Raw genomic sequence first — 23,973 nt, 5'->3', positions numbered from 1 at the left:
TCCAACGGAATGCAGACATGAATGAACTGATACTGCAAGCCCTGTACTCGGGGCTGCTGCAGGGGGGCTCCTACGCCCTCATTGCCCTGGGCCTGGCGCTGGTATTCGGTGCCATGCGGGTCATCAACCTGGCGCAGGGCGAGCTGGTCTTGCTGGCGGCCTACATTGCTTACTCGGTGGAGTCGGGCTTGGGCCTGAACCCGGTACTGGCCATCCCCATCGCGCTGGTGGTGGTGTGCCTGACCTCGGCCATCGTGTATTTCGTGGTCAGCCGCATCAAGAAGGACCGCGAGATCAATTCGCTCATCCTCACCTATGGCATCGGTGTCATCCTCACCAACGGCATGCTGCTGATCTGGAAGGCCGACATCCGTTCCACCAGTTCCGAATGGCTGCAGGAAGCCTTCGTGCTCGGCCCCTTCTACAGCATGCGCAGCGAAGTGCTGTTCTTCGGCGTGAGCCTGTTGATGATGGCTGCGCTCTGGTGGTGGCTCTCGCGCAGCTGGTATGGCCGCGCGGTGCGTGCCGTCTCCAGCAACCGCGATGCGGCCAAGCTCATGGGCATCAATCCCGGCTATACCGAACTGGTGTCCTTCATCGTGGCGGGCATCCTGGCGTCCTTCGCCGGGGTGGCCTTGTTCAGTTATGGTGTTATCAGCCCAGCTTATGGCGGGGTGCTCACGGTCAAAGCTTTCATTATTACTGTATTGGCCGGTGTGGGCTCGATTCCGGGCGTGCTGATCGGCGCGATCCTGCTGGGCGTGGCCGAGGCGCTGACCGTGACCCTGGCCAGCTCGGCGCTGCAGGAGCTGGCCGGCATGGGGCTGTTCCTGCTGGTGCTGTTCATCATGCCCAACGGCTTGTTCGGCGTGCGTGCGAGAAGGGGATGAGATCATGACGATGAACAAGAACAAGTTGCCCGCATTGCTGCTGCCGCTGCTGTTGATCGGTGCACCGCTGCTGCTGGCGCAGGACCATTACTTGATGAGCCTGCTGGTGGCCTCGATGGTGATCGGCGGCATCGCGCTGTCGTGGGCGCTGCTGGGCAACCTGGGCGGCATGATCAGTTTCGGTCACGCGGCTTTCTTCGGGGTGGGAGCTTATACCTCGGCGGTATTGAGCATGAAATTCGGCGTGCCGGTATTGCTGGGCCTGCTGCTGGGCGGCGTCGGTGCATTGATTGCAGCACTGGCGATGCTGCCGGTATTGCGCCTGCGCGGTCCGTATTTCGCGCTGGCGATCCTGGCGTATGCGCACATCTTCCGCATCCTGGCCACCGAGTGGACATCGATGACCGGTGGTTCGGGCGGGCTCTCCAACATTGCGCGCCTGCCGACGGTCATGGGGGTGGATCTTTCGAGCAAGATCGGCGCGTATTTCGTGATCCTGCTGATCGTGGCGCTATTCGCGCTGGTGTATGCGCGGCTGCGCGAAAGCCACTATGGATTGGCCCTGCGCGCCATGCATGAGAGCGAGGACGCGACCCGCGTGGTGGGCGTCAACAGTACCGTGCTCAAGGGCATGATGCTGCTGCTGTCGGCCTTCATGTGCGGTGTGGTCGGTGCCTTCAATGCGCACTACATCAGCTTCCTGGAACCGGACTATGCCTTCAGCGCCCTGTGGGTCACCATCCCCATCGTGGCGGCCATCTTCGGGGGTTATCGCAGCATCACCGGGCCGGTGGTCGGCGCAGTGGTGGTCTACCTGCTGGACCAGCTGGTGTTCAAGAACATCATTCCTTCCGGCCATCAGCTGGTGCTGGGCGCCTTGCTGGTGGCGATGATCGTCTTCAGTCCGGACGGCTTGCTGCCACTGCTGCGCAAGCTGGGCAAAGGGAAATCCGCAGGAGGCAAGCATGCTGCAACTTGAAAAAGTCTCGGTGCGTTTCGGCGGCCTGACGGCGGTCGATGAAGTCACGCTGCAGGTCGGCACCGGCGACGTGGTCGGGCTGGTCGGAGCCAATGGTGCGGGCAAGACCACGCTCTTCAATGCCATCTCCGGACTGGTGCGTCCGACTGGCGGCAGCATCCGCTTCAATGGCGCCGATATCCTCCACGCGCCGCTGCACCGTCGTGCGCGCCTGGGCATCGGCCGCACTTTCCAGATTCCGCAGCCCATGCATGAACTGACGGTGCGGCAGAACCTGGTCGTGGCGCAGCGCTTTGCCACCGGCCGGGTGGATGCGGCCAAGATCGATGAAGTGCTGGCCTTCACCGGCCTGGCCGAAAAGGCCGGGCGCGATGCCGCCACCGAACTGGCGCTGACCGAACTGAAGGCGCTGGAAGTGGCCAAGGCCCTGGCCACGCAGCCCAAGTTGTTGTTGCTCGATGAAGTGCTGGCCGGGCTGGAGACCAACGGCAAGCGCCGCTTCATGCAAATGCTCAAGGGGCTGCACGAGGCCTTCGCGGTGGGCATCGTCATCATCGAACACGACATCGAGACCATCAGCAACCTGTGTCCGCGCGTGGCCGTGCTCAACTTCGGCCAGCTCATCGCCGAGGGCGCGCCCGCGCAGGTGTTCAATGATCCGGCGGTCATCAAGAGTTATACGGGAGCGTGAATGCTTGAAGTCACCAACCTGCGCGCCGGCTACGGCGCCATCAATGTGCTGTGGGACGTCTCGCTGACGGTGGGGCAGGGCCAGCTGACCACCATCATCGGGCCCAACGGTGCGGGCAAGACCACGCTGCTGCGTGCCATCATGGGCCTGATCCCGATCGGGCAGGGGCAGGTCACGCTGGAGGGCAAAGTGCTCAATGGCATGCCGACCTGGGAAATGTCCAAGGTCTCGATGGCCATGATTCCGGAAGGGCGCATGATCTTCCGTGCCATGAGCATCGAGGAAAACCTCATCGTCGGCGCCTTCGCCCCGCAGCACCGCGCGCGCGTGAAGGACAACCTGGAGCGCGCCTACACCATGTTCCCGCGCCTGCGCGAACGTCGCCGCCAGCTGGCCGGTTCGCTCTCGGGCGGCGAGGCGCAGATGCTGGCGATGGCGCGCGGGCTGATGTCCGAACCCAAGCTGCTCATCATCGATGAACCCTCATTGGGATTGGCCCCGGTGGTGGTGAACGAACTCTTCGAGATCCTGGCGCGATTGAAAGCAGAGGGCCGCACCATCATCCTGGTGGAGCAGAACACCGAACGCGCCGTGGGCGTGGCCGATCATGTCTACCTGATGCAGGGTGGCAAGGTGATCCTGTCGCAGAAGGCCAGCGAGGTGGCGCTGGATCACCTGCATGACCTTTATTTCGCACGATGAGGCGGGGCGGCGATCTGCGCCGCACAGGTCTCGCCCGGCGTGAAGCTTGCTGCAAACAACAACGCCCCGCCGTCTCACGACAGCGGGGCGTTGTTCATGCTATCAACCGATTCAGGCCTTGGACTTGCCGTCCTGTGCCTTGGCGGCTGCCAGCGCGGTCATGTTGATGACGCGGCGCACGGTGCTCGACGGGGTCAGCACGTGCACGGGGGCGGCCGCACCCAGCAGGATGGGGCCGATGGTGGTGCCCTGGCCGCTGCTGGTCTTCAAGACGTTGAAGAGGATGTTGGCGGCATCCAGGTTGGGGCAGACCAGCACGTTGGCCGCACCCGTCAAGCCACTGTCGGCCAGGCCGGCGTTGTTGCGGATCTTCTCCGACAGGGCGGCGTCGCCATGCAGTTCACCGGCGGACTCGACGTCCGGTGCCAGCTTCTTGAAGGCTTCATGCGCGGCGGCCATCTTGCGGGCCGAAGGACGCGAGGAGCTGCCATGGTTGGAGTGCGACAGGAAGGCCACCTTCGGCGGCACACCAAAGCGCGCCACCTCTTCGGCGGCGGCCTTGGCGATGCGCGCCAGCTGCTCGGCGTCCGGGGTGTCGTTGACGTAGGTGTCGGTGATGAAGAGCGTCTGTTCCGGCAGCAGCACGGCGTTGAGGGCAGCGAATTCCTGCGCGCCGTCCTTCAAGCCAATCACCTTTTCCACATGGGCCAGGTGGCCGTCGTAGTTGCCATCCAGGCCGCACAGCATGGCGTCGGCGTCACCGGCCTTGACCATCAGCGCCGCCAGCAGGCTGCCGCTTGCGCGCACGTCGGCTTCGCTGCCGTCCTTGTATTGGGCGGCGTACTGCGCCACGCGGGCATCGCTGGCCGGGTCGATCACTTGCACGTTCTGGCCGATCTTGATGCGCAGGCCGGCCTTCTTGATGCCGGCTTCGATGGCGGCGGGCTGGCCGACCAGGATCGGCGCGGCCAGGCCTTCGTCAGCCACGAACTGCACGGCGCGCAGCACGCGCTCATCCTGGCCATCGGCGTAGACCACGCGTTGCGGCGCGACCTTGGCGGTGTTGAAGACGGGCTGCATGAACATGCCGGTCTGGTAGATGAACCGGGTCAGTTCTTCGCGGTAGGCGGCGTAGTCCTTGATGGGACGGGTCGCCACGCCGGACTCGGCGGCCGCCTTGGCCACGGCCGGGGCGATTTTCAGGATCAGGCGCGAATCGAACGGGGTCGGGATCAGGTAGTCGGCACCGAACACCAGTTCCTTGCCGGGGTAGGCGGCGCTGACTTCGGCGCTGGTCTCGGCCTTGGCCAGGTCGGCGATCTCGCGCACGCAGGCCAGCTTCATGGCTTCGGTGATCTTGGTGGCGCCGCAGTCCAGCGCGCCACGGAAGATGTAGGGGAAGCACAGCACGTTATTGACCTGGTTCGGGTAGTCCGAACGGCCGGTGGCGATGATGCAGTCCGGACGGACCGACTTGGCCAGTTCGGGACGGATTTCCGGTTCCGGGTTGGCCAGGGCCAGGATGATGGGCTTGTCGGCCATGGTCTTGACCATCTCGGCGGTCAGCACGCCAGGGGCCGAGCAGCCCAGGAACACGTCGGCGCCATTGACCACGTCGGCCAGGGTGCGCGCTTCGGTCTTGATGGCATAGCGTTGCTTGGAGGCGTCCAGGCCACCGGGGCGGCCTTCATAGATGACGCCCTTGCTGTCGACCATGTAGACGTTCTCGCGCTTCACACCCAGTCCGATCATCACTTCCACGCAAGCGATGGCGGCAGCACCCGCGCCGGAGACGGCGATCTTGACCGCGCCGATGTCCTTGCCGACCAGTTCCAGGCCGTTCAGCAGGGCGGCCGAGGAGATGATGGCGGTGCCGTGCTGGTCATCGTGGAAGACCGGGATGTTCATGCGGGCCGAGAGCTTCTGTTCGATGTAGAAGCATTCCGGCGCCTTGATGTCTTCCAGGTTGATGCCGCCCAGGGTCGGCTCCAGTGCGGCGATGATCTCGACCAGCTTGTCGGGGTCGTTTTCGGCCAGTTCGATGTCGAAGACATCCACGCCGGCAAATTTCTTGAACAGGCAGCCCTTGCCTTCCATCACCGGCTTGGAAGCCAGCGGACCGATGTTGCCCAGGCCCAGCACGGCGGTGCCGTTGCTGATGACGGCCACCAGGTTGCCGCGCGAAGTGTAGTCGAAGGCCTTCAGGGGATCGGCTTCGATGTCCAGGCAGGGATAGGCCACGCCCGGCGAATAGGCCAGCGACAGGTCGCGCTGGTTCGACAGCGGCTTGGTGGGACGGACTTCGATCTTGCCGCGCGACGGGGTGCGGTGGTATTCGCGGGCGGCGTCACGCAGGAGTTGCTCGGCGGCAGAAATTTGTTGGGTCATGGTCTCGGTGAGGGATGAAAAACGGTCTTGAGGCAGCAGCTTGCACGACGTCCGATGTCGCTGCAGCCAGCTTGCACTGTTCTGGTTTCCTGGTCTTGAATGCGGCGGGCCGATCGGGAAGGATGGTGGTTTCTCGTCGGTCCGGAGTGGGGTGCGGAAACCGGCTTCCGATATCGGTTGCCGGGTGGCCGCGCCTGCCTCCGCCCGCTCCGGGCTTGTGGCCGCGGGAACGGGTGCGGGGAGGGGGATATTACCTAAAAATTCACGCTTCGGGTTTTTTGCGGCCATGCCGTTTGAGTTCAGGGGGCCGTCGGCGGCTGTTACAAGCTGTTTCCAAGTCGACGATTGTTGACACAAATCTGCAAGCAAGAGGCGCGCATAATGTCGTTGAGCCCGCTGATGAGGTGCATGCCGGTCATCCGTGGGAGCGGTGAGGCGCGTTGTGTCTACAGTCTTCGTTTCAATCGCGATTCACGCGTTTTTATCGTTTTTTTTTATTTTTCAACTTTGTCGGGAGCATCGTCATGAGTCCGCAAGAAACCCAAGCCCTTCAGGATTTCCTCCAGCAACTGACCCAGGTGCGGGGCATCAGCAAGGATGCCCAGGCCGACGCCATGATCCAGGCCGCCGTGGCCCAGCAGCCCGATGCTGCCTACCTGCTGGTGCAGCGCGCCCTGCTGATGGAGCAGGCCTTGAACGCCACCAAGGCGCAGGTGACGGCCTTGCAGAACCAGGTGCAGTCCCTGCAGGCCAATGCAGCGGGTGGTGCGCGGACCTCGGGCTTTCTCGATGGCAACGCCTGGGGCAATGCGCCGGCGGCAGCTTCGGTGCGAGCGCAGCCAGCCGCCCCGGCCTATGTGCCGGCCGCAGCGCCTGCCTATGCTGCGCCCCAGCCAGCTGCACCGGCTTACCAGGCCGCCCCGGCCCCTTCTTCGGGATTCTTCGGCGGCGGCATGGGCAGCATGCTGGGGACGGTGGCCGCCACCGCAGCAGGCGTGGCCGGTGGTGCCTTCCTGTATCAGGGCATCGAACACCTGTTCAACGGCAACAGCGGTTCGGGACTGGCGCACCAGAACGGCTTGAGCGCCCCGGTGGAAAATATCGAGAACACTACCGTCAACAACTATTACGGCGGTGAGGGTGATCGCAAGTCCGACCTGGCCAGCAATGACAGCGGCAGCGGCGACACCAGCAGCGACCTGGCTGATCTCAGCAATTTTGACCTGGATGACAGCGGCGGCTACGACGATACGCTGGTGTGAGCCGCCGCACCGTTTGCTTCACCCCTCAGCCCGCAGGCATGCGCCTGCGGGCTTTTTCATGGGCATGACCGTCTTTTTGCTTCATGTACGCGGGTAGAAGCTGTCTTCCAGCAGCATGTCCTCGAAGAAGGCGCCGAAACGGTGTTGGGGATCGCGCAGGTGGATTTCCAGGATCCAGCGCATGGCCGAGGGTGCCTGGTCGAAATCGGCCAGGGAGCCGGTGTGGATGGCCGCGTGCGGGAAGTCGGACACGCGGTGGCCCGGCAGGTCGAAGTTGAGTTCCCAGCCCATGGCCTGCGCGGTCTCGTGGGCGAACGCGTACAGCTGGCGGCCGCTCAGGCCCTGCCGGTCCCAGACCGCGCGCACTTCATGGAACAGGGTCTCGGCGTCGCGCGCACAGCGGGCGTACCCGGCATGGGAGCCGACCGTGAAGCTTTGGCCGCCATCGCCTTCCCACTCGCCCACGCGGGGCGCGATGTCAAGGAAGAACAGGTCGTTCTCCTGCAGGACCACGCCGGGCACCGAGGCCTGCTTCATGGGTTTGATGGTGTTGCTGCCAAAGCGCACGCGGGTGGGATGCCAGCTTTGCGCCAGTCCCATGCCGGCCATCAGCTGGCGGGCCATGGCCACGGCGTCTTCTTCCACCATGCCCGGCGTGATGCGCGCGGCGATGCGCTCGATGGCCAGGCGGGTTTGCTGGCGGGCCAGCAGCATGCCGTCTACGGAAAAGGCCGGACCGATGCGTTCGGCAGGATGGGGGGCGGGGTGATCGGTGGCTTGCATGCATTCTCCTCGGAGTGGACCCGCAGCGCGGGCAAGGACTGCAGTATCGCGGTGGGCTCCCCCGGCGTGGGGCGCTGGCAGCAGGCGATTGCGGCCAGGCAGCGCTGCTTTCGCGCCATCGCGTCGGCTGGCGTGAATGGCCTGCGATCTGGCCGGTATGCGCTCCTGTTGACCCCTGCTGCTGCTGCCTGCCCATGGCACAATGAGCGCCAGCTCCCGCTTACCTGATGACCCGGTTCCCCGATGACGATAGTGACGATGGTGGTATTCGATGGCGTACAGGCGCTCGACGTCTCTGGCCCGCTGGATGTGTTCGCCGAAGCCAACCGGTTTTTGATGCCGTCCGACCGCTATCGGCTGCAGACCGTCAGCCTCGATGGCGCGGCCGTGACCTGTTCCAATGGACTGGTCCTGCAGGCGGGGCAGACCTGGCAAGACGGCGTGCCTGTATCGGATCTGTTGCTGGTGGCCGGTGGCCCACCCGTTCCCGGACGTTTGCTGCCGCAGGATCGGCAGGCCTGGTTGCGCCAGGCCTGCCAGCAGGCGCACCGCTTCGGGGCGATTTGCAATGGCATTTTCCTGCTGGGCCATGCCGGCCTGCTGGCGGGGCGCACCGTGACCACCCACTGGAACGATGCTGCCGCCCTGGCCCAGCTCTGCCCGCACGCCCGGGTCGAGGCCGATCGCATCTACGTGGAAGATGGCAACCTCTACAGCTCGGCGGGCGTGACGGCCGGCATCGATCTGGCGCTCTACCTGCTGCGCCGCGATCACGGCCCCGAGGTGGCGCGCAATGTGGCCAAGCGCCTGGTGGTGGTGATGCAGCGTGCCGGCGGCCAATCGCAGTTCAGCCCGTGGCTCGATGCCATGGCCGACCCGGCCTCGCCAATCGCCGAGGTGCAGCGCCAGATCCTGGCACAGCTGCGCCAGCCCTGGCCGGTGGCCGAACTGGCGCGCCTGGCCAACATGAGCCTGCGCAGCTTCACCCGCAGCTTCAGCCGCGAGACCGGCATGGCACCGGCCCAGTTCATCCAGCGCGCCCGCATCGAGGCGGCGCGCAACCTGCTGGAAAGCGGCGACCTGCCCATCAAGGGCATCGCCTATGAATGCGGTTTCGGTGACGCCGGGCGCATGCGCCAAGCCTTCGTACGCGCCCTGGGCGTGAGTCCGCAACGCTATCGCGAGGCTTTCCGGCAACGCGATCCGGCCTGCAGGCTTGCTTGACTTGTGGCTGAGTCGGCCATATGATGCATATACATCGATGCATATGCATGGTTTATCGCAGCTGACGGGATCGGCAGAACCGGCCCCGTCAGTTTGTTTATCCGGCTGCCGCCCGCGCCCTTTCTGGAATGCCCATGAGCAAGGATATCTGCACCTGCGCCCCCCTGCGCCGCCTCACCCGCAGGATCACCATCATCTATGACCATCACCTGCAGGACAGCGAACTGAGCATCACCCAGTATTCGCTGTTGAGCCGCATCGGTCGCAAGGGGCCGATTGCCAACATCGTGCTGGCGCAGGACATGGGCATGGACCGCAGCACCCTGAGCCGTGCCTTGAAGCCGCTGATGGCGGCCGGCTGGATCGAGACCGTGGACCTGCCCGACGAGGCCCTGCTGGACAAGCGCTCCTTCGCCCTGCAACTCTCCCGGTCCGGCCGCGCCAAGCTGGAGGAAGCCCGGCCGCGCTGGCGCCGCGCCCAGGACGAGATCGACCGCCGCCTTGGTCCCAAGCTCGCCCGTGAATTCAATGACCTCATCGAAGACGCCTATGCCCGCCTGCAGGACGCCTGAGGCGCCAGCATGCCCGCTTTGAAGGTGCAATGAACCTTGCCTCACCCGACGATTCGCTCCCACCCATCCAACAAGCTCGCTCTGCCCTCCTGACAGGATCGCAATGAACAAACTGACCCAATCGCTGGCCAACGCCGTCACGCCCCGCTTCCACTATGCCTGGGTGGTGGTGGGCGTGATCTTCCTCGTGCTGCTCTGTTCGGCCGGCATCCGCGCCACGCCCTCGGTGATGATCCTGCCGCTGGAGCAGGAATTCGGCTGGAACCGCTCCACCATCTCGGTGGTGATCTCGGTCAACATCGCCCTCTATGGCCTGATCGGCCCGTTCTCGGCGGCGGCCATGCAGCGCTTCGGCATCCGCCGTGTGGTGCTGGGGGCGCTGGTGCTGCTGGCCACCGGCACGGCGCTGTCCACGCTCATGCACATGCCCTGGCACATGCTGCTGTCCTGGGGGCTGCTGGTCGGTGCCGGTACCGGTGTGGCCGCCAATACCCTGGGCGCCACCATCGTGAGCCGCTGGTTCGAGACCCGCCGCGGCCTGGCGATGGGCTTGCTGACCGCCAGTGCGGCCACCGGGCAGATGGTGTTCCTGCCCCTGATGGCGGCCATGGTGGGCAGCTACGGCTGGCGCTCGGTGGCCTTCCTGGTGTCGGCCGTGGCACTGCTGGCGATCCCGCTGGTGTGGCTGTTGCTGCCGGAAGGCCCGGCTTCCATCGGCCAGAAGATGGTGGGCCAGACCAGCGAGACGGCCGATGATGGCCGTTCCAAACGCAATCCCCTGGCGATCGCCTTCGATGCGCTGCGCACCTCGGTACGCATGCCGGACTTCTGGCTGCTGTTCATGAGCTTCTTCGTCTGCGGGCTCTCCACCAATGGCTACATCGGCACGCAGTTCATCGCCATGTGCAATGACTACGGCATCAACGAAGTCAGCAGCGCCTCCATCCTGGCCGCCATGGGCATGCTGGACCTGGTCGGCACCACGCTCTCGGGCTGGCTCTCGGACCGCTACAACCCGCGCGTGCTGCTGTTCTGGTATTACGGCCTGCGCGGCCTGGCATTGATCTTCCTGCCCTATGCCTTCGGCCTGCAGTATTACGGGCTGGCCATCTTCGCCATCTTCTATGGCCTGGACTGGATCGCCACGGTCCCGCCCACCGTGCGCCTGGCCAATGACGTCTTCGGTCGCCTGGCTGCGCCCATCGTGTTCGGCTGGATCGTGGCCGGGCACCAGCTCGGGGCCGCCACGGCGACCACCGTGGCCGGTTACATGCGGGCTACGCTGGGCAACTACACGCTCTCCTCCATCATGATGGGCATCGCCTGCCTGGTCGGTGCGGTGCTGGTGTTGCGCATCAAGGGACAAACAGGGCAGCCCCAGCAGCCGCAGGTGGCCAGCGCGTAAAACATTTCACCTGGGTGTTTTGGAGAAGGCCATCTTTCTTGTGGAAGGTGGCTTTTCTTTCACTTAACGGGCATTTGGGGCAATCGCGGGTGCAGGGTGCCCGTGCGAGAATGTGCTCATCGGCCAGCAGGGGCGCTGGCTCATTTTCCTCGCTCGATGATGATCAAGACACTCCGGCAATCCCGGCGGCCGCGCGTGGCGCTGCTGCCTCCCATGGCGGTGCTGCTGGCCTGCGCGCTCGGCCTGGCACCTGAGGCCCAAGGCAGCGAAGCGCTCATGCCCGCGGTGGAGAACAAGACGCCGCTGCAGATGCCTGCGCAAGCGGCGGCCCGCCCGGCTTACCTGGCACGTGCCCAGCGCCGCTTCGACCAGGGCAGCCAGGGCAGCCAGGTGATCGGGGAGTTGCAGGGCGGCGTTTTCTGCACCCGCAAGAACGAGATCGTCTGGAACCAGAACAGCGCCGAGGTCATGTTGCCGGCCAATGCGCTGTTCCAGCGTTTTCGCAGCGAGCTGCAGCAGCATGGCTATCCGGTGCCCTCGGCGCCGGCCGAACCGCTGTTCCGGGAACAAGGCGCAGAAGCCGCCGCCGAACGCGCGCGTCCTCCGGACTTCAACCTGCAGGTGGGCGTGATCATCGACCAGTTGCAGACCAACCTGTGCGGCAAGGGCAGCGACGGCTGGACCGGCGAGGCCTATGTGCGGCTGGAATGGCAGGTGTTCGCGCCCGAGCAGCGCAAGGTGATCTATCGCGGCACCAGCGAAGGCGTGTTCCGTTCGCGCGAGCGCAGCCTGCAGGGCAACGCGCCGCCGATTCCGCTGGAGGCCTTCGGCGTGGCGGTACGCAATCTGCTGGCCGACCCGCGCTTTGCGCTGGCGCTGCAATCGCCTTATGACAGCGTGGCCGCCGCCAGCGGCATTGCCGACAGTGCGGTGGCGCGCAGCGCCGCGCCCCCGGGCCGGCCACTTTCCATCGACAACCAGGCCGCCGAGCGGGGCAGCAGCGAGATCGCCAAGCGCATGCCCGAGCTGCGGTCGGCGGTGGTGACGGTGCTCACCGAGCGCGGTTCCGGGACCGGTTTCTATATCGGCAGTTCGGGCTGGCTCCTGACCAACCAGCACGTGATCGGACAGGCAGGTGTCGTGCGCGTGCGCCTGCCGACCGGCCGCGAACTGCAGGCGGAGGTGGTACGGGTGGATGCGGCACGGGACATTGCGCTGCTCAAGACCGAAGCGCCGGGCGTGCGGCCCATGCCGCTGCGCATGGGTGAGCCGGGCATCGGCGAAGATGTCTATGCACTGGGTTCGCCGCTGGGGGATGCGTTCAACACGACGCTCACCCGCGGCATCCTCAGCGGCGTGCGCAAGGTGCGCGACCTGGACTTCCTGCAGAGCGACGTGGCGATCCTGCCGGGCAGCAGCGGCGGTCCTTTGCTGGACAAGTCAGGCCAGGTGATCGGCATCACCGTGGCCGGTCTGGGCGCCAAGGGCCTGGCGGGGATGAATTTCTTCATTCCGGTGGGCAGTGCCCTTGAGCGGCTGCAATTGAAGTTGCAGAACCAGGATCAGCGCTAGGGCGCGTGTTCACATTCAATCTGCGCTTGCCGCATGGCAGCGTTCAATCCCACTGCGGCGCAAATTCCGGATTGGCGAGCCGCTCGCCGCGATCCAGACCGGCGATGGCCTGCATCTCCGCCTCGGAGAGCCGCAGCTGTTGTGCCTGCAAATTGGCCGCCAGGTTCTCGCGACGGGTCGAGGAGGGGATGACCGCAAAGCCCTGCTGCAATGACCACGCCAGCGCCACTTGTGCCGCCGAGACGCCGTGGCCGGCGGCGATCTCCAGCAGCGTCGCATCTTCCATCACCTTGCCGTACGCCAGCGGCATGTATGCTGTAAGGTGAATGCCCTTGGCGCGAGCGAAGTCGACGAGCTTGCGATTCTGCAGGAAAGGGTGGATCTCGACCTGGTTGGTGCTGATGGCATCGGCGCCGACGGCGGCGATGGCCTGCTCCATGTGCGCGATGGTGAAATTGGAGATGCCGATGAGGCCCGTGAGGCCCTGCGCCTTGGCCTCGGCCAGTGCTTGCAGGTATTCAGCCACGGGCAGTTCATCTTTGGGTGACGGCCAGTGGATCAAGGTCATGTCAACCTGGTCGAGGCGCAGTTTGTGCAGGCTCTCCTTGAGGCTGGGGATGAGCTTGTCGCGGGAAAGATGCTCCGTCCAGATCTTGGTCGTGATGAAGAGATCCTCGCGCGGCAGGCCGCTGTCGGCGATGGCTTGGCCAATAGCGGCTTCGTTGCCGTAGATCTGCGCGGTGTCGATGTGGCGATAGCCGAGGTCCAAGCCGTTGCGGACCGAATCGATGACCTGCTGGTCCTTGAGGCGGAAGGTGCCCAGGCCCAGGGCGGGGAGGGTGGAGGTGTGCATGGCTTGTCCTTTGCAGTGATGATGGGGCCGGAGGGCTGGTGTTGCCGCAGCGGCCGGGATCAGGGTGCTTCAGTATCGGTCAACTGCTTTGTTGCTTGAAGCCGCGGATGGGCAAAACATTATTGATTCCAGGTCAATAATTGCTGCGCGCGTGTCGTCCTTCTTGGACTGCCGCTGCGTAGCGCCTCCACGCCGCGCACCGCTTGTCAACTTGGTAACGCTACCAGCTGCAATGCTAGAATGCGCCCATGTCCGAAAAGCGAATGCCTTCTCCCGATTCCCCAATGCACGCGACCAGCGCCGAGCGCGACGACGACAGCGCCGAACCGCGCCGCCGTGGTCCGCGCAAGAGCGGCGGTGGCATCACGCTGCGCGATGTCGCCCAACTGGCGGGCGTGGCGCCGATCACCGCATCGCGCGCGCTGAACACGCCCTCGGCGGTCTCGCCCAAGGTCTTGCAGAAGGTGCGTGAGGCGGTCGAGAAAACCGGTTACGTGCCCAACCTGCTGGCTGGCGGACTGGCCTCCAACAAGAGCCGCCTGGTGGCGGTGGTGGTGCCCACCGTCATCGGTCCGGTGTTCCAGGAAATCGTCCATACCCTCACCGAAACGCTGGCCGCGGCCGGCTACCAGGTCATGCTGGGCCAGAGCGGCTACGAGAATTCGCGCGAAGATGCGCTGCTGGAAGCCATCATCGGACGCCGTCCAGATGGTGTGGTGCTGACCGGCATCATGCGCTCGGCCGAAGCGCGCAAGCGGCTGCTGGCCAGCGGTATCCCGGTGGTGGAGACCTGGGACCTGACGCCGAGCCCCATCGACATGCTGGTCGGTTTCTCTCACGAAGCCATTGGCCGCGAGGTGGCGCGCTACCTGCACGCACGGGGACGCCGCAAGGTGGCCGTGGTGGGCGGACGCGATGAGCGCAGCCAGCGGCGCATGAACGCCTTCGCCCAGGAGTGCGCGGCGCTGGGCATGCAGAAGGGCAGGGGCGAGGTCCCCATGCATCACGTTGTCGCCCCGACGACACTGGGGCAAGGCCGCCAGGGATTGGCCGAACTGCTGCAGGCGCAGCCTGACCTGGATGCCATCTTCTGCAGCTCCGACTTGCTGGCGCTGGGCGTGATGATCGAAGCGCAGAGCCGCGGCATCGCCATTCCCGGGCAACTGGCCGTGGTCGGCTTCGGCGATCTTGAATTCTCGCGCGACCTGCAGCCGCGCCTGACCACGGTGCGCATCGATGGCACCGGCATCGGGCAGCGCGCTGCGCGCTTCATCATCGAGCGCGCCTCGGGCATCGAGGTCCGGGAGCGCATCGTCGATGTCGGCTTTTCCATCGTTGCGCGCGACAGCGCCTGATATTTCCCCTTGCTCCCTTGCGCGTCCTGAGGCCTTGATGCCTTGAGGCAAGCAGCATTTTCCCGTTGACAGTCAAATTTGGTACCGCTACCATGCATTCAATTCAAATTTGGTACCGCTACCAAATTGCAGCCTCATCGTTTTTGTCCGGAGAAAACGCGCCATGATCCAGAACCCAGCTTCCGCCTCCTCCCTTGCCTCTTTGCCCTCCCAGCACAAGGGCGCGCCGCGCGTGACCGACATGCGCGTCATCCCGGTGGCCGGGCATGACAGCATGCTGCTGAACCTGTCGGGAGCGCATGGTCCGTATTTCACGCGCAATATCGTCATCCTCACCGACAGCGCCGGCAACACCGGCGTGGGTGAAGTGCCGGGCGGGGAGGGCATCCGCCAGACGCTCGACGATGCGCGCTCGCTGGTGGTGGGGCAGTCCATCGGCAATGTGCAGGGCATCCTCAACCGTGCGCGTACTGCCTTTGCCGATCGCGATGTGGGGGGACGCGGCCTGCAGACCTTTGACCTGCGCATCGCCATCCACGCCGTGACCGCGTTGGAGGCGGCCCTGCTGGACCTGCTGGGCAAGTTCCTCGACGTGCCCGTGGCCGCCTTGCTGGGCGAGGGCCAGCAGCGCGATGAGGTGGAGATGCTGGGTTATCTCTTCTACGTGGCCGATCGCCACAAGACCGACCTGCCATATCTGGCAGCAACGGACGCCGACGATGACTGGCTGCGCCTGCGTCACGAAGCAGCCTTGACGCCGGAAGCGGTAGTGCGCCTGGCCGAAGCGGCCTATGCGCGCTATGGCTTCAACGACTTCAAGCTCAAGGGCGGCGTGATGCGCGGCGAGGAAGAGATCGCCGCCGTCACTGCCCTGGCCGAGCGCTTCCCCAAGGCGCGCATCACGCTCGATCCGAATGGCGGCTGGCTGCTCAAGGATGCGATCCGCCTGTGCCGCGACCAGCATGACGTACTGGCCTATGCGGAAGATCCCTGCGGTGCCGAGGATGGTTATTCGGGCCGCGAAGTGATGGCCGAATTCCGCCGTGCTACCGGCCTGCAGACAGCGACCAACATGGTAGCGACCGACTGGCGCCAGATGGGGCATGCGATCTCGCTGCAATCGGTGGACATCCCGCTGGCCGATCCGCATTTCTGGACCCTGCAGGGCTCGGTGCGTGTGGCACAGATGTGCCATGACTGGGGCCTGACCTGGGGGTCGCATTCGAACAACCACTTCGACATCTCGCTGGCCATGTTCACCCACGTGGCGGCAGCCGCGCCGGGCAAGATCACGGCCATCGATACCCACTGGATCTGGCAGGACGGCCAGCGCTTGACGCGTGAACCGCTGCAGATCGTCGGCGGCAAGGTCAAGGTGCCGGCCAAGCCGGGCCTGGGTGTGGAGCTGGACATGGAACAGGTCGAGGCGGCGCATCAAACCTATCGCAACATGGGCTTGGGCGCACGCGACGATGCGGTGGCCATGCAATACCTGATCCCCGGCTGGAAGTTCGATCCCAAGAAACCTTGCCTGGTGCGTTGAGCACAGGTCTTCATTCCTTTTGACGAGGCCGTGACAAGAGCGCGATGAACGCGCCAGCGGCCTGCACTTTCTTTCATCAACCGGTAGTACGGGCTCAAACGAGGAGACAACCCGTGAATCCATCCCAGTCCTCCCCCGCAGCGAACCAGGTCCTCACCTCGGCGGTGAGCAAGATCAAGTGGCGCATCCTGCCGCTGTTCGTGGCCATGTTCATCATCAACTACATCGACCGCGTCAACATCGGCTTCGTGCGCAGTCACCTCTCGACCGATCTCGGCATCGGCGCCGCAGCCTTCGGGTTGGGTGCGGGCTTGTTCTTCGTCGGCTATGCCATCTTCGAAGTCCCTTCCAACATGCTGCTGCAACGCTATGGCGCGCGCGCCTGGCTCACGCGCATCATGTTCACCTGGGGCCTGGTAGCGGCGTGCATGGCCTTCGTGCACAGCGAGACCAGTTTCTATTTCATGCGTTTTTTGCTGGGTGTGACCGAGGCCGGTTTCTTCCCGGGCGTGGTGTATTACTTCACGCAGTGGCTGCCCAATCATGAGCGTGGCCGGGCGATGGCGGTATTCCTCTCGGGCTCGGCGATCGCTTCGATTCTCTCCGGTCCGATCACCGGTGCGCTGCTGTTGATTGAAGGTGGCGGACTGCATGGCTGGCAATGGATGTTCATCATCGAGGGCGGTGCGTCGATGCTGTTCTGCGTGGTGGTGTGGATGGTGCTGGACTCTACACCACGCGATGCCAAGTGGCTCTCGCCGGAGCAACGCGAGGCCCTGGTCACGGTCATCGCGGCCGAGCAGGAGCAGCGTGCGGCCAACCGTCCCCCGCACGTCTCGGCGCTGACCTTGTTGCGCGATCCGCAGATCGTGCTGTTCTGCCTGATCTACTTCGCCATCCAGCTGACCATCTATGGCGCCACCTTCTGGCTGCCGACCATCATCAAGAAGATGGGGCACTTCAATGATTTCCAGGTCGGGCTGTTCAATTCGATCCCGTGGATCGTGGCCATTGCAGCGATGTATGTCTTTGCGGTGCTGGCCGCGCGCTACAAGAAGCCGCAGTTCTGGGTGGCAACCACGCTGGTGATTTCGGCCGCCGGCATGGCCATCTCGGCCTCGGCCGGCCCGGTGATCGGTTTCGTGGCGGTGTGCTTTGCGGGCATCGGTTTCAAGGCGGCTTCGTCCTTGTTCTGGCCCATTCCGCAGGCTTACCTGGATGCGCGCATTGCAGCGGCGGTGCTGGCGCTGATCAATTCCTTGGGCAACCTGGGCGGCTTCTTCGCGCCGGCGACCTTCGGCTACCTGGAGCAGAAGACCGGTTCCATCCAGGGCGGCCTGTATGCCTTGTCGGCGGCTTCGCTGGTGGCGGCGGTGCTGGTGTTCCTGGCACGCACGCGGCCATCGGTGCAGGATGGCGGCGGTTCGGCTGAAGGTCGCACGGAGCCGCTGGCCAAGCACGCGCTCTGAGCGCATTGCGTCGTTGATTTCTCCGAGGTCTTTCCTCGTTTGCGTCCGCTCGCCCGTCTTCTCGCGGTGCGCCGGGCGCATTTTTGTGCCGCGTTGTGGCGATGGCGCACGCCGCATTTGTCCAAGCGCTGGGGCAGGTCACGCGCCTATAATGGCATCCTGCAATCCGCCATCACGGCGGAACAGTCGCCGCCTCCCAGGCGGTGAGACATCAAGGCAGCCGGCCATGGACACCCTCTACCACCTGATCGAACAATACGGTCTGATCCTCGTTTTCATCAACGTGCTGGTCGAGCAGCTGGGCGCGCCGGTGCCGGCCTATCCCACGCTGATCATCACCGGTGCGCTCTCGGCAACCGGCCGCTATTCGCCGGCGCTGCTGCTGTTGCTGGCGGTGAGCGCGGCCCTTATTGCCGACTACTGCTGGTATCTCGCCGGGCGCCGTTACGGGCGCCAGATCATGTCGCGGCTGTGCCGTATTTCGCTCTCGCCCGACTCCTGTGTGCGCCAGACCGAATCGATTTACCTGCGCTGGGGCGCACGCTCGCTCCTGCTGGCCAAGTTCATCCCGGGCTTCGCCTCGATTGCCAGCGCGCTTTCCGGCACCATGGGCACGCGCCGCATCAGCTTCGTGCTGTGGGATGCGGCCGGCAGCGCATTGTGGGCGGGACTGGGGATCTTCCTCGGTTCGCTCTTCAGCTCGGCCGTGGATGACCTGCTCAACGTACTGGCACAGTTGGGGCATTACGGCATGCTCATGATCGCCGTGGCGCTGGCGGCCTTCGTGGCCAACAAGTGGTGGCAGCGCCGGCGTTTCCGCAAGTCGCTGGAGATGGCGCGCATTTCGGTCGATGAATTGAACACGATGCTGGAAGAGGGCAATGCGCCCACCATCATCGATGTGCGTTCTCCGCTGTCGCAGCAGGATGGCCGCATTCCGGGAGCGGTCACGATTTCCAACCAGGAGATCCAGACCTTCGTCTTCGATGGTCCCGTCGAGGGGGAGGTGGTGGTCTATTGCGCCTGTCCCAACGAGGCCTCGGCGGCCATGGTGGCGCGCCAGCTGATGCGGCGCGGCTATACGCGCGTACGGCCGCTCACCGGCGGCATTGATGCCTGGCGCGCTGCGGGTTACGCCATCGATGTCTGAATCGCGGTGCCCTGGCGGATGGTCTTGGTGACCGGGGTCTTTTCGCAGATCTCGGCCAGGCGCGTGAGCTGTTCTTGCGAGAGCGCATTGCCGAAGCTGATCTTGCGGGTGATGGTTTCCAATCCGCTGTCGTCTCGCCCGAAGTGGGCATCCACCGAAATGCTGCCAAGGTCCCAGCCCTTGCGGTCGGCATACATGCGCAGCGTCAGCGAGGTGCAGGAGGCCAGTGCGGCCAGCAGCAACTCATAGGGGGCGGGACCGGTGTCCTTGCCGCCATTGCTCTCGGGTTCGTCGGATTTGAGCTGGTGGATGCGCGCCTTGATGTCCTGGGCGTAGCCGGCGGCGTTGTGCAGGGTGACGTGGGCCATGGGGGGTCTCCGTTGGGCAAGTGATCAATGTGACCGGTGATTGTGTCACAAGGCTCACACCAGCGTGCGTACCGAATTGGAAATGGCGCGCGCGCACTCCAGCACCAGGGGACCCAGCTTCTTCTCGGCATCTTCCACATTCCAGCGACTGGTCGGTGCAACCACATGGACCGACGCCACCGGCCGACGCTCGCTGTTGAACACCGGGGCGGCGATGGTCATGTCTCCCAGGAACAGCTCTTCCCGGTTGCTCGCAAAGCCGCGTTCGCGGCTGGCTTCCAGCAACTGCATGATGTCTTCCACGTTGGTACGGGTGTGCGGCGTGTGCTGCGTGCGTTCGCTGGCGGCCAGGATGGCTCGTGCCTCGGCAGGGTCGAGGCCGCTCAGGTAGGCGCGTCCGGAGGCCGTGCAATACATCGGGATACGGCTGCCAATGGGCATGTGGATGGGGATGAATTTGCTGGCCACGAAGCGCGCCACGTAGACCATCTCGCAGTCGTAGGGCTCGGTCAGGTTGACGGTTTCACCGGTGATGTTGGCCAGCTCAGAGAGAAAGGGATTGGCCACGTCCACCAGGATGTCGGCAGCCAGATAGTTGTAGCCCACTTCCATGACCTTGGGCGTGAGCTGGTAGCGGCGCGTCTTGGGATGCTTGCAGACATACCCCAGCATTTCCAGCGTATGCACCATGCGCTGTGCCGAACTCTTGGACATGCCAGTGGCGCTGGCAACGTCGCCCAGCGTCATGGTGCGGTGCTGGGCATCGAATGCGCGCAGCACTGCCAGCCCCTTTTCCAGCGATTGATTGAACAGCAGGTCCGAGGCGGTCTGGTCGGGCTCGTTCATGCGCGCTCCTGGAAGAGTGAAGTAGATAAAGAGTACAGGCGCTGATTCTACGGTAATTCAGGCCTACCGTATCGAATATCGATACATAAATATCTATTGACGATTCGAGTAAATTAAATATACTTATTTCAATGCGTCATATTGATATTTTCGCCACGCATCGAGGCCATACCGGGTAGTTCGATGCGAGGCCGCTTCCAGTGTTGCAGCATCGGCTCCGTGAGGGGTCGCCGCAGTCCTTGCAGGTCCACGCACCGCCGAGGGTTTTTCCAACACCGTCGCGCGGACTTCCAGCCGTCCATTCTGATCGCGCCTGGTCGCGGTCTAGCGCCAAAGGGGAGTCGTATGAAGCCGTTCCATTGCCTGTTCAAACACCTGCTGGGCAGCGTCGCCCTGGCCGCTACGCTGGGTGCCGTGCCCGCCATGGCCCAGTCAAGCTACAACGTAGGGGCGACCTCCACCGGTGTGCCCTTCACCTTCCTCGACATCAAGACCAACAAGCTGCAGGGCATGATGGTCGATACCGTCACCGCCGTGGGCAACAAGGCCGGTTTCTCGGTCAACATCCAGCAGACGCCCTTTGCCGCGCTGATCCCTTCGCTGACCGGGAACAAGATCGACATCATCGCCGCGGCCATGTTGAAGACCGAGGCCCGTGCCCAGATCGTGGACTTCAGCGATCCGGTGTATTCCTATGGTGAGGGCCTGTTCGTCAATGCCCAGGACACCAAGAGCTACAAGACCCTCGATGATCTCAAGGGTGAAATCGTCGGTGCCCAGGTCGGTACCGTGTTCGTCGATGCCTTGAACAAGAAGGGCGGTTTCAAGGAAGTGAAGACCTATGATTCGGTAGCCGACATGATGCGCGACGTTGGCCTGGGCCGCATCAAGGCTGGCTTCGGCGACCGTCCCATCGTGGCTTACCAGTTGTCGCAAGGCGCCAATCCGCAGGTACGCCTTGTCAAGGAATACCAGTCCACTCTCATGGGCGATGTCTGCCTGGTCATCCGCAAGGCTGACCCCAAGCTCATGGAACGCTTGAACAAGGCCATCGCCGAACTCAAGGCCGATGGCACGCTGGCACGCATCGTGGAGCAGTGGAAACTGAACTGAGCCCGACGCCCGGCGTTTTCATCCTCCGCCCAAGAGGCGCCGCTCCACCGGCGCCCTGCTGGCCTGCTCCCATTCCTGCCGCCCTACTGCGCCCATGCTTCTGCAAACCGTGCTGGACTTCCTGCCGATCCTCCTGAAGGGAGCGTTGGTCACCGTCGAAGTCACGATCGCTTCGTTCCTGCTCAGTTCAGTGATCGGACTGTTGCTGGCCCTCATGAAAGTCTCCCGCTTGAAGCCGGTGGCACTGGCCGGCGCCACCGTCATCAACATCATCCGCGGGTTGCCCATCATCGTGCAGCTGTTCTACATCTACTTCGTTCTGCCCGACATCGGCATCCAGCTCTCGGCTTTCCAGGCAGGCGTGGTCGGCTTGGGCATCGCCTACTCGGCCTATCAGGCAGAAAACTTCCGTGCCGGCATCGAGGCGGTGGATGTGGGACAGATCGAGGCGGCACAGTCGATCGGCATGCGCGGGCCGCTCATCATGCGTCGCGTAATCCTGCCGCAGGCCTTTCGCATCGCCTTGCCGCCCTATGGCAATACGCTGGTGATGATGCTCAAGGATTCCTCACTGGTGTCCACCATCACGGTGCTGGAAATGACCCGTGCCGGTCAGATGATCGCCTCCAGTACCTTCCAGAACATGACGGTCTACACCACCGTGGCGGTACTGTATTTGCTGCTGTCGCTGCCGCTGGTGTTCTTGATCCGCCGCCTGGAGATCCGTCACGGCAAGGGGAGGGCACGATGATCGAGGTCAAGCATATTTCCAAGTGCTTCGGGCAGCACGAAGTGCTCAAGGATGTTTCCCTGTCGGTGGCCGAGGGGGAGGTGGTCTGCCTGATCGGACCGTCCGGCTCGGGCAAGTCCACGGTACTGAGGTGCATCAACGGACTGGAGTCCTACGAGCGCGGCGATATCTTCATCGACGGCGAGCGCGTTGACCGCGAGGGTGCCGACATCCACCGCTTGCGCACCCGCGTGGGGATGGTGTTCCAGCGCTTCAACCTGTTCCCGCATCGCACCGTGCTGGAAAACGTCACCGAGGGGCCGGTCTTCGTCAATGGTGTGCCGCGCGATCAGGCCCGGGCCCAGGCCATGGCGCTGCTGGACAAGGTGGGCCTGGCCGCGCGCTGTGATGCCTATCCTTCCCAGCTCTCCGGTGGCCAGCAGCAGCGCGTGGCCATTGCGCGCTCGCTGGCCATGCAGCCTGAAGCGATCCTGTTCGACGAGCCGACCTCGGCGTTGGACCCCGAGCTGGTGGGCGAAGTACTGGCAGTGATGCGTACGCTGGCCGCCGATGGCATGACCATGATCGTGGTCACGCACGAAATGGGTTTTGCGCGCGAGGTGGCCGACCGCGTGTGCTTCCTGCACAGCGGCAGCATCGTCGAATCCGGCGCGGCAGCCCAGGTGCTGTCAGAACCGCAGCATGCGCGTACACAGGATTTCCTGCGGCGCGTGATCGGCAAGTGAGAACGAGACCTGAGCCATGACACAGCAATCCAATGCGGCCTTCCCGCCGTCCCTGTGGGCGGCCACCGGCGGTGATCCGCTGGAGACCCCGCCCCTGCAGGCCAGCGCGCGCTATGACGTGGCCATCGTCGGTGCCGGCTACACCGGCCTGTCCACTGCGCTGCACCTGGCCGAGGCCGGTGTGTCGGTGTGCGTGCTGGACGCCCATGCGCCGGGCTGGGGGGCGTCCGGTCGCAACGGCGGACAAGTCATCCCCGGCCTCAAATACGATCCCGACCAGTTGCGGGTCATGTTTGGCAGCGCCAAAGCCGATCCCCTGATTGCGGCGATTGGTTCGGCAGCCGATACGGTGTTCGACCTGATCAGCCGATACGGCATCGATTGCGAAGCACAGCGTTCCGGCTGGATCCAACCCACGCATTCGCCCAAGGTCATGCGCGCGCTGGAAGCACGTGCCCATCAATGGATGGCCGAAGGCGCGCCGGCCCGCTTGATGGACGCGGCTGAAGTGACGCGCCACATCGGCACCGGCGCCTATGTCGGAGGATGGAAGGATGAGCGGGCAGGCAGCCTGCATCCCCTGAAGTATTGCCGTGGACTGGCGCAAGCGGCGCAGCGGCTGGGCGTGGCCATCCATGGCGGCACCCCCGTGGCGCGCCTGGAGCGCCGCACCAGCGGCTGGCGCCTGCATTGCGCACACGGACCCCAAATCGACGCCGAGCGGGTGGTCCTGGCCACCAATGGCTATACCGATGACCTGTGGCCGCATCTGCGCCAATCGGTCATCGCCGCCAACAGTTTCATCGTCGCTACCCGGCCGCTCCCGCCAGCGCTGGGGGCCAGCATCTTGCCCGGTGGCGAGGTCACTTCGGATTCACGCCGCTTGCTGTTGTATTACCGGCGCGATGCGCAGGGCCGCCTGCTCATGGGGGGACGCGGCCCCTTCCGCGATCCGCGCGGACCAGCCGATTTCGCCCACCTGGAACGCTCGGTGGCCCTGCTGTTCCCTCAACTGGCCGGAGTGGAGTTCGACTACCGCTGGTCGGGGCGGGTGGCCATCACGCGCGACTTCCTGCCGCACGTCCATGAACCTGCTGCCGGGCTGAGCATTGCATTGGGCTACAACGGCCGTGGCATCGCCATGGCCAGTACCATGGGACGCTGCCTGGCGCAGCGCCTGAGCGGCCAGGCGGGCAGCGTGTTTCCTTTCCCGGTCAGCACCATCCAGCCTGTTCCGCTGCATGGCCTGCAGCGTTTCTACATCGCGGCCGGCGTAGCCTGGTACAGTGTGCTGGACCGCTTTTCCTGAGCACTGCGGCAGTTGCGGCATTT

22 protein-coding genes are annotated in these 23,973 nt (G+C 64.4%); 17 read left to right on the top strand and 5 right to left on the bottom strand.

Annotated elements, in window-relative coordinates:
* The first annotated feature begins 17 nt into the window (after positions 1-17).
* From FYB76_RS11660 to FYB76_RS11645, 4 genes are read left to right on the top strand one after another with little or no spacing between them, the layout of a single operon-like run.
* Positions 18-890 (top strand): branched-chain amino acid ABC transporter permease, encoded by an 873-nt coding sequence (locus tag FYB76_RS11660; RefSeq protein ID WP_034340218.1) that lies wholly within the window; start codon positions 18-20, stop codon positions 888-890.
* Between the two features lie 10 nt (positions 891-900).
* The gene (locus FYB76_RS11655; protein WP_370516345.1) at positions 901-1,869 is read left to right on the top strand and encodes a branched-chain amino acid ABC transporter permease; all 969 of its coding nucleotides are present in this window, start codon (positions 901-903) and stop codon (positions 1,867-1,869) included.
* On the top strand, positions 1,856-2,560 hold the full coding sequence (locus FYB76_RS11650) for an ABC transporter ATP-binding protein (protein WP_154133740.1): 705 nt from the start codon (positions 1,856-1,858) through the stop codon (positions 2,558-2,560). Before FYB76_RS11655 ends, FYB76_RS11650 begins: the two co-directional genes overlap by 14 nt.
* Positions 2,561-3,262 carry an ABC transporter ATP-binding protein gene (locus FYB76_RS11645; protein ID WP_154133739.1) on the top strand — a complete coding sequence of 234 codons (702 nt, stop codon included), beginning with the start codon at positions 2,561-2,563 and terminating at the stop codon, positions 3,260-3,262.
* Between the two features lie 111 nt (positions 3,263-3,373).
* Here FYB76_RS11645 and FYB76_RS11640 read toward each other — a convergent pair whose 3' ends face one another.
* Positions 3,374-5,650 (bottom strand): NADP-dependent malic enzyme, encoded by a 2,277-nt coding sequence (locus FYB76_RS11640; RefSeq protein ID WP_039786011.1) that lies wholly within the window; start codon positions 5,648-5,650, stop codon positions 3,374-3,376.
* 524 nt (positions 5,651-6,174) lie between these two features.
* Between FYB76_RS11640 and FYB76_RS11635 the strand changes: the two genes are divergently transcribed.
* Positions 6,175-6,912, top strand: coding sequence for a DUF2076 domain-containing protein (locus FYB76_RS11635; protein ID WP_154133738.1), 738 nt, complete (start codon positions 6,175-6,177; stop codon positions 6,910-6,912).
* An 81-nt stretch (positions 6,913-6,993) separates the two neighbouring features.
* On the opposite strand, the gene FYB76_RS11630 is transcribed toward FYB76_RS11635, so the two are convergent.
* Positions 6,994-7,695 carry a M24 family metallopeptidase gene (locus tag FYB76_RS11630; RefSeq protein WP_154133737.1) on the bottom strand — a complete coding sequence of 234 codons (702 nt, stop codon included), beginning with the start codon at positions 7,693-7,695 and terminating at the stop codon, positions 6,994-6,996.
* 243 nt (positions 7,696-7,938) lie between these two features.
* Here FYB76_RS11630 and FYB76_RS11625 point away from each other — a divergent pair, with 243 nt between their 5' ends.
* The 4 genes from FYB76_RS11625 to FYB76_RS11610 all read left to right on the top strand — a co-directional run bounded on the left by FYB76_RS11625 (position 7,939) and on the right by FYB76_RS11610 (position 12,468).
* The gene (locus FYB76_RS11625; protein ID WP_154133736.1) at positions 7,939-8,919 is read left to right on the top strand and encodes a GlxA family transcriptional regulator; all 981 of its coding nucleotides are present in this window, start codon (positions 7,939-7,941) and stop codon (positions 8,917-8,919) included.
* A 134-nt stretch (positions 8,920-9,053) separates the two neighbouring features.
* Complete coding sequence (locus FYB76_RS11620; protein WP_088755235.1) at positions 9,054-9,491, top strand: MarR family winged helix-turn-helix transcriptional regulator; 438 nt, start codon at positions 9,054-9,056, stop codon at positions 9,489-9,491.
* 103 nt (positions 9,492-9,594) lie between these two features.
* Positions 9,595-10,896, top strand: coding sequence for an MFS transporter (locus FYB76_RS11615; protein ID WP_088755234.1), 1,302 nt, complete (start codon positions 9,595-9,597; stop codon positions 10,894-10,896).
* 159 nt (positions 10,897-11,055) lie between these two features.
* Positions 11,056-12,468: a S1C family serine protease gene (locus FYB76_RS11610; protein ID WP_229296952.1), complete on the top strand. Its 1,413-nt coding sequence runs from the start codon at positions 11,056-11,058 to the stop codon at positions 12,466-12,468.
* 43 nt (positions 12,469-12,511) lie between these two features.
* Here FYB76_RS11610 and dkgB read toward each other — a convergent pair whose 3' ends face one another.
* Positions 12,512-13,321, bottom strand: coding sequence for a 2,5-didehydrogluconate reductase DkgB (gene dkgB, locus FYB76_RS11605; RefSeq protein WP_154133734.1), 810 nt, complete (start codon positions 13,319-13,321; stop codon positions 12,512-12,514).
* Positions 13,322-13,605: 284 nt separating this feature from the next.
* Between dkgB and FYB76_RS11600 the strand changes: the two genes are divergently transcribed.
* From FYB76_RS11600 to FYB76_RS11585, 4 genes are all read left to right on the top strand, one after another.
* A complete protein-coding gene (locus FYB76_RS11600) occupies positions 13,606-14,676 on the top strand; it encodes a LacI family DNA-binding transcriptional regulator (protein ID WP_154133733.1) in 1,071 nt (356 codons plus the stop codon).
* Positions 14,677-14,839: 163 nt separating this feature from the next.
* Complete coding sequence (gudD, locus tag FYB76_RS11595) at positions 14,840-16,219, top strand: glucarate dehydratase (RefSeq protein WP_154133732.1); 1,380 nt, start codon at positions 14,840-14,842, stop codon at positions 16,217-16,219.
* A gap of 113 nt (positions 16,220-16,332) precedes the next feature.
* Entirely contained in the window at positions 16,333-17,688 is a 1,356-nt protein-coding gene (locus FYB76_RS11590; protein WP_370516342.1) for an MFS transporter, read from the top strand.
* A 226-nt stretch (positions 17,689-17,914) separates the two neighbouring features.
* Positions 17,915-18,838, top strand: a complete 924-nt coding sequence (locus FYB76_RS11585) for a DedA family protein/thiosulfate sulfurtransferase GlpE (protein WP_088755226.1) — start codon at positions 17,915-17,917, stop codon at positions 18,836-18,838.
* Here the strand turns inward: FYB76_RS11585 and FYB76_RS11580 are convergent.
* Positions 18,820-19,206: an OsmC family protein gene (locus FYB76_RS11580; RefSeq protein ID WP_088755225.1), complete on the bottom strand. Its 387-nt coding sequence runs from the start codon at positions 19,204-19,206 to the stop codon at positions 18,820-18,822. The two genes, FYB76_RS11585 and FYB76_RS11580, sit on opposite strands and share 19 nt — an antisense overlap.
* A gap of 54 nt (positions 19,207-19,260) precedes the next feature.
* Complete coding sequence (locus tag FYB76_RS11575; protein ID WP_088755224.1) at positions 19,261-20,052, bottom strand: IclR family transcriptional regulator; 792 nt, start codon at positions 20,050-20,052, stop codon at positions 19,261-19,263.
* 345 nt (positions 20,053-20,397) lie between these two features.
* Between FYB76_RS11575 and FYB76_RS11570 the strand changes: the two genes are divergently transcribed.
* The 4 genes from FYB76_RS11570 to FYB76_RS11555 all read left to right on the top strand — a co-directional run bounded on the left by FYB76_RS11570 (position 20,398) and on the right by FYB76_RS11555 (position 23,950).
* Positions 20,398-21,165: an ABC transporter substrate-binding protein gene (locus FYB76_RS11570; protein ID WP_154133731.1), complete on the top strand. Its 768-nt coding sequence runs from the start codon at positions 20,398-20,400 to the stop codon at positions 21,163-21,165.
* Between the two features lie 94 nt (positions 21,166-21,259).
* Positions 21,260-21,916 carry an amino acid ABC transporter permease gene (locus FYB76_RS11565; protein ID WP_088755222.1) on the top strand — a complete coding sequence of 219 codons (657 nt, stop codon included), beginning with the start codon at positions 21,260-21,262 and terminating at the stop codon, positions 21,914-21,916.
* Entirely contained in the window at positions 21,913-22,641 is a 729-nt protein-coding gene (locus FYB76_RS11560) for an amino acid ABC transporter ATP-binding protein (protein WP_154133730.1), read from the top strand. Before FYB76_RS11565 ends, FYB76_RS11560 begins: the two co-directional genes overlap by 4 nt.
* A 16-nt stretch (positions 22,642-22,657) precedes the next feature.
* Positions 22,658-23,950, top strand: coding sequence for an FAD-binding oxidoreductase (locus FYB76_RS11555; RefSeq protein WP_154133729.1), 1,293 nt, complete (start codon positions 22,658-22,660; stop codon positions 23,948-23,950).
* The last annotated feature ends 23 nt before the right edge of the window (positions 23,951-23,973 follow it).

Origin of the sequence: Herbaspirillum sp. CAH-3, assembly GCF_009668275.1 — a bacterium.
In the GTDB taxonomy this organism is placed as follows: Bacteria; Pseudomonadota; Gammaproteobacteria; order Burkholderiales; family Burkholderiaceae_D; genus Herbaspirillum; species Herbaspirillum aquaticum.
The sequence above is the reverse complement of the archived record's forward strand: the minus strand, read 5'-3'. Positions and strand labels throughout refer to the sequence as shown.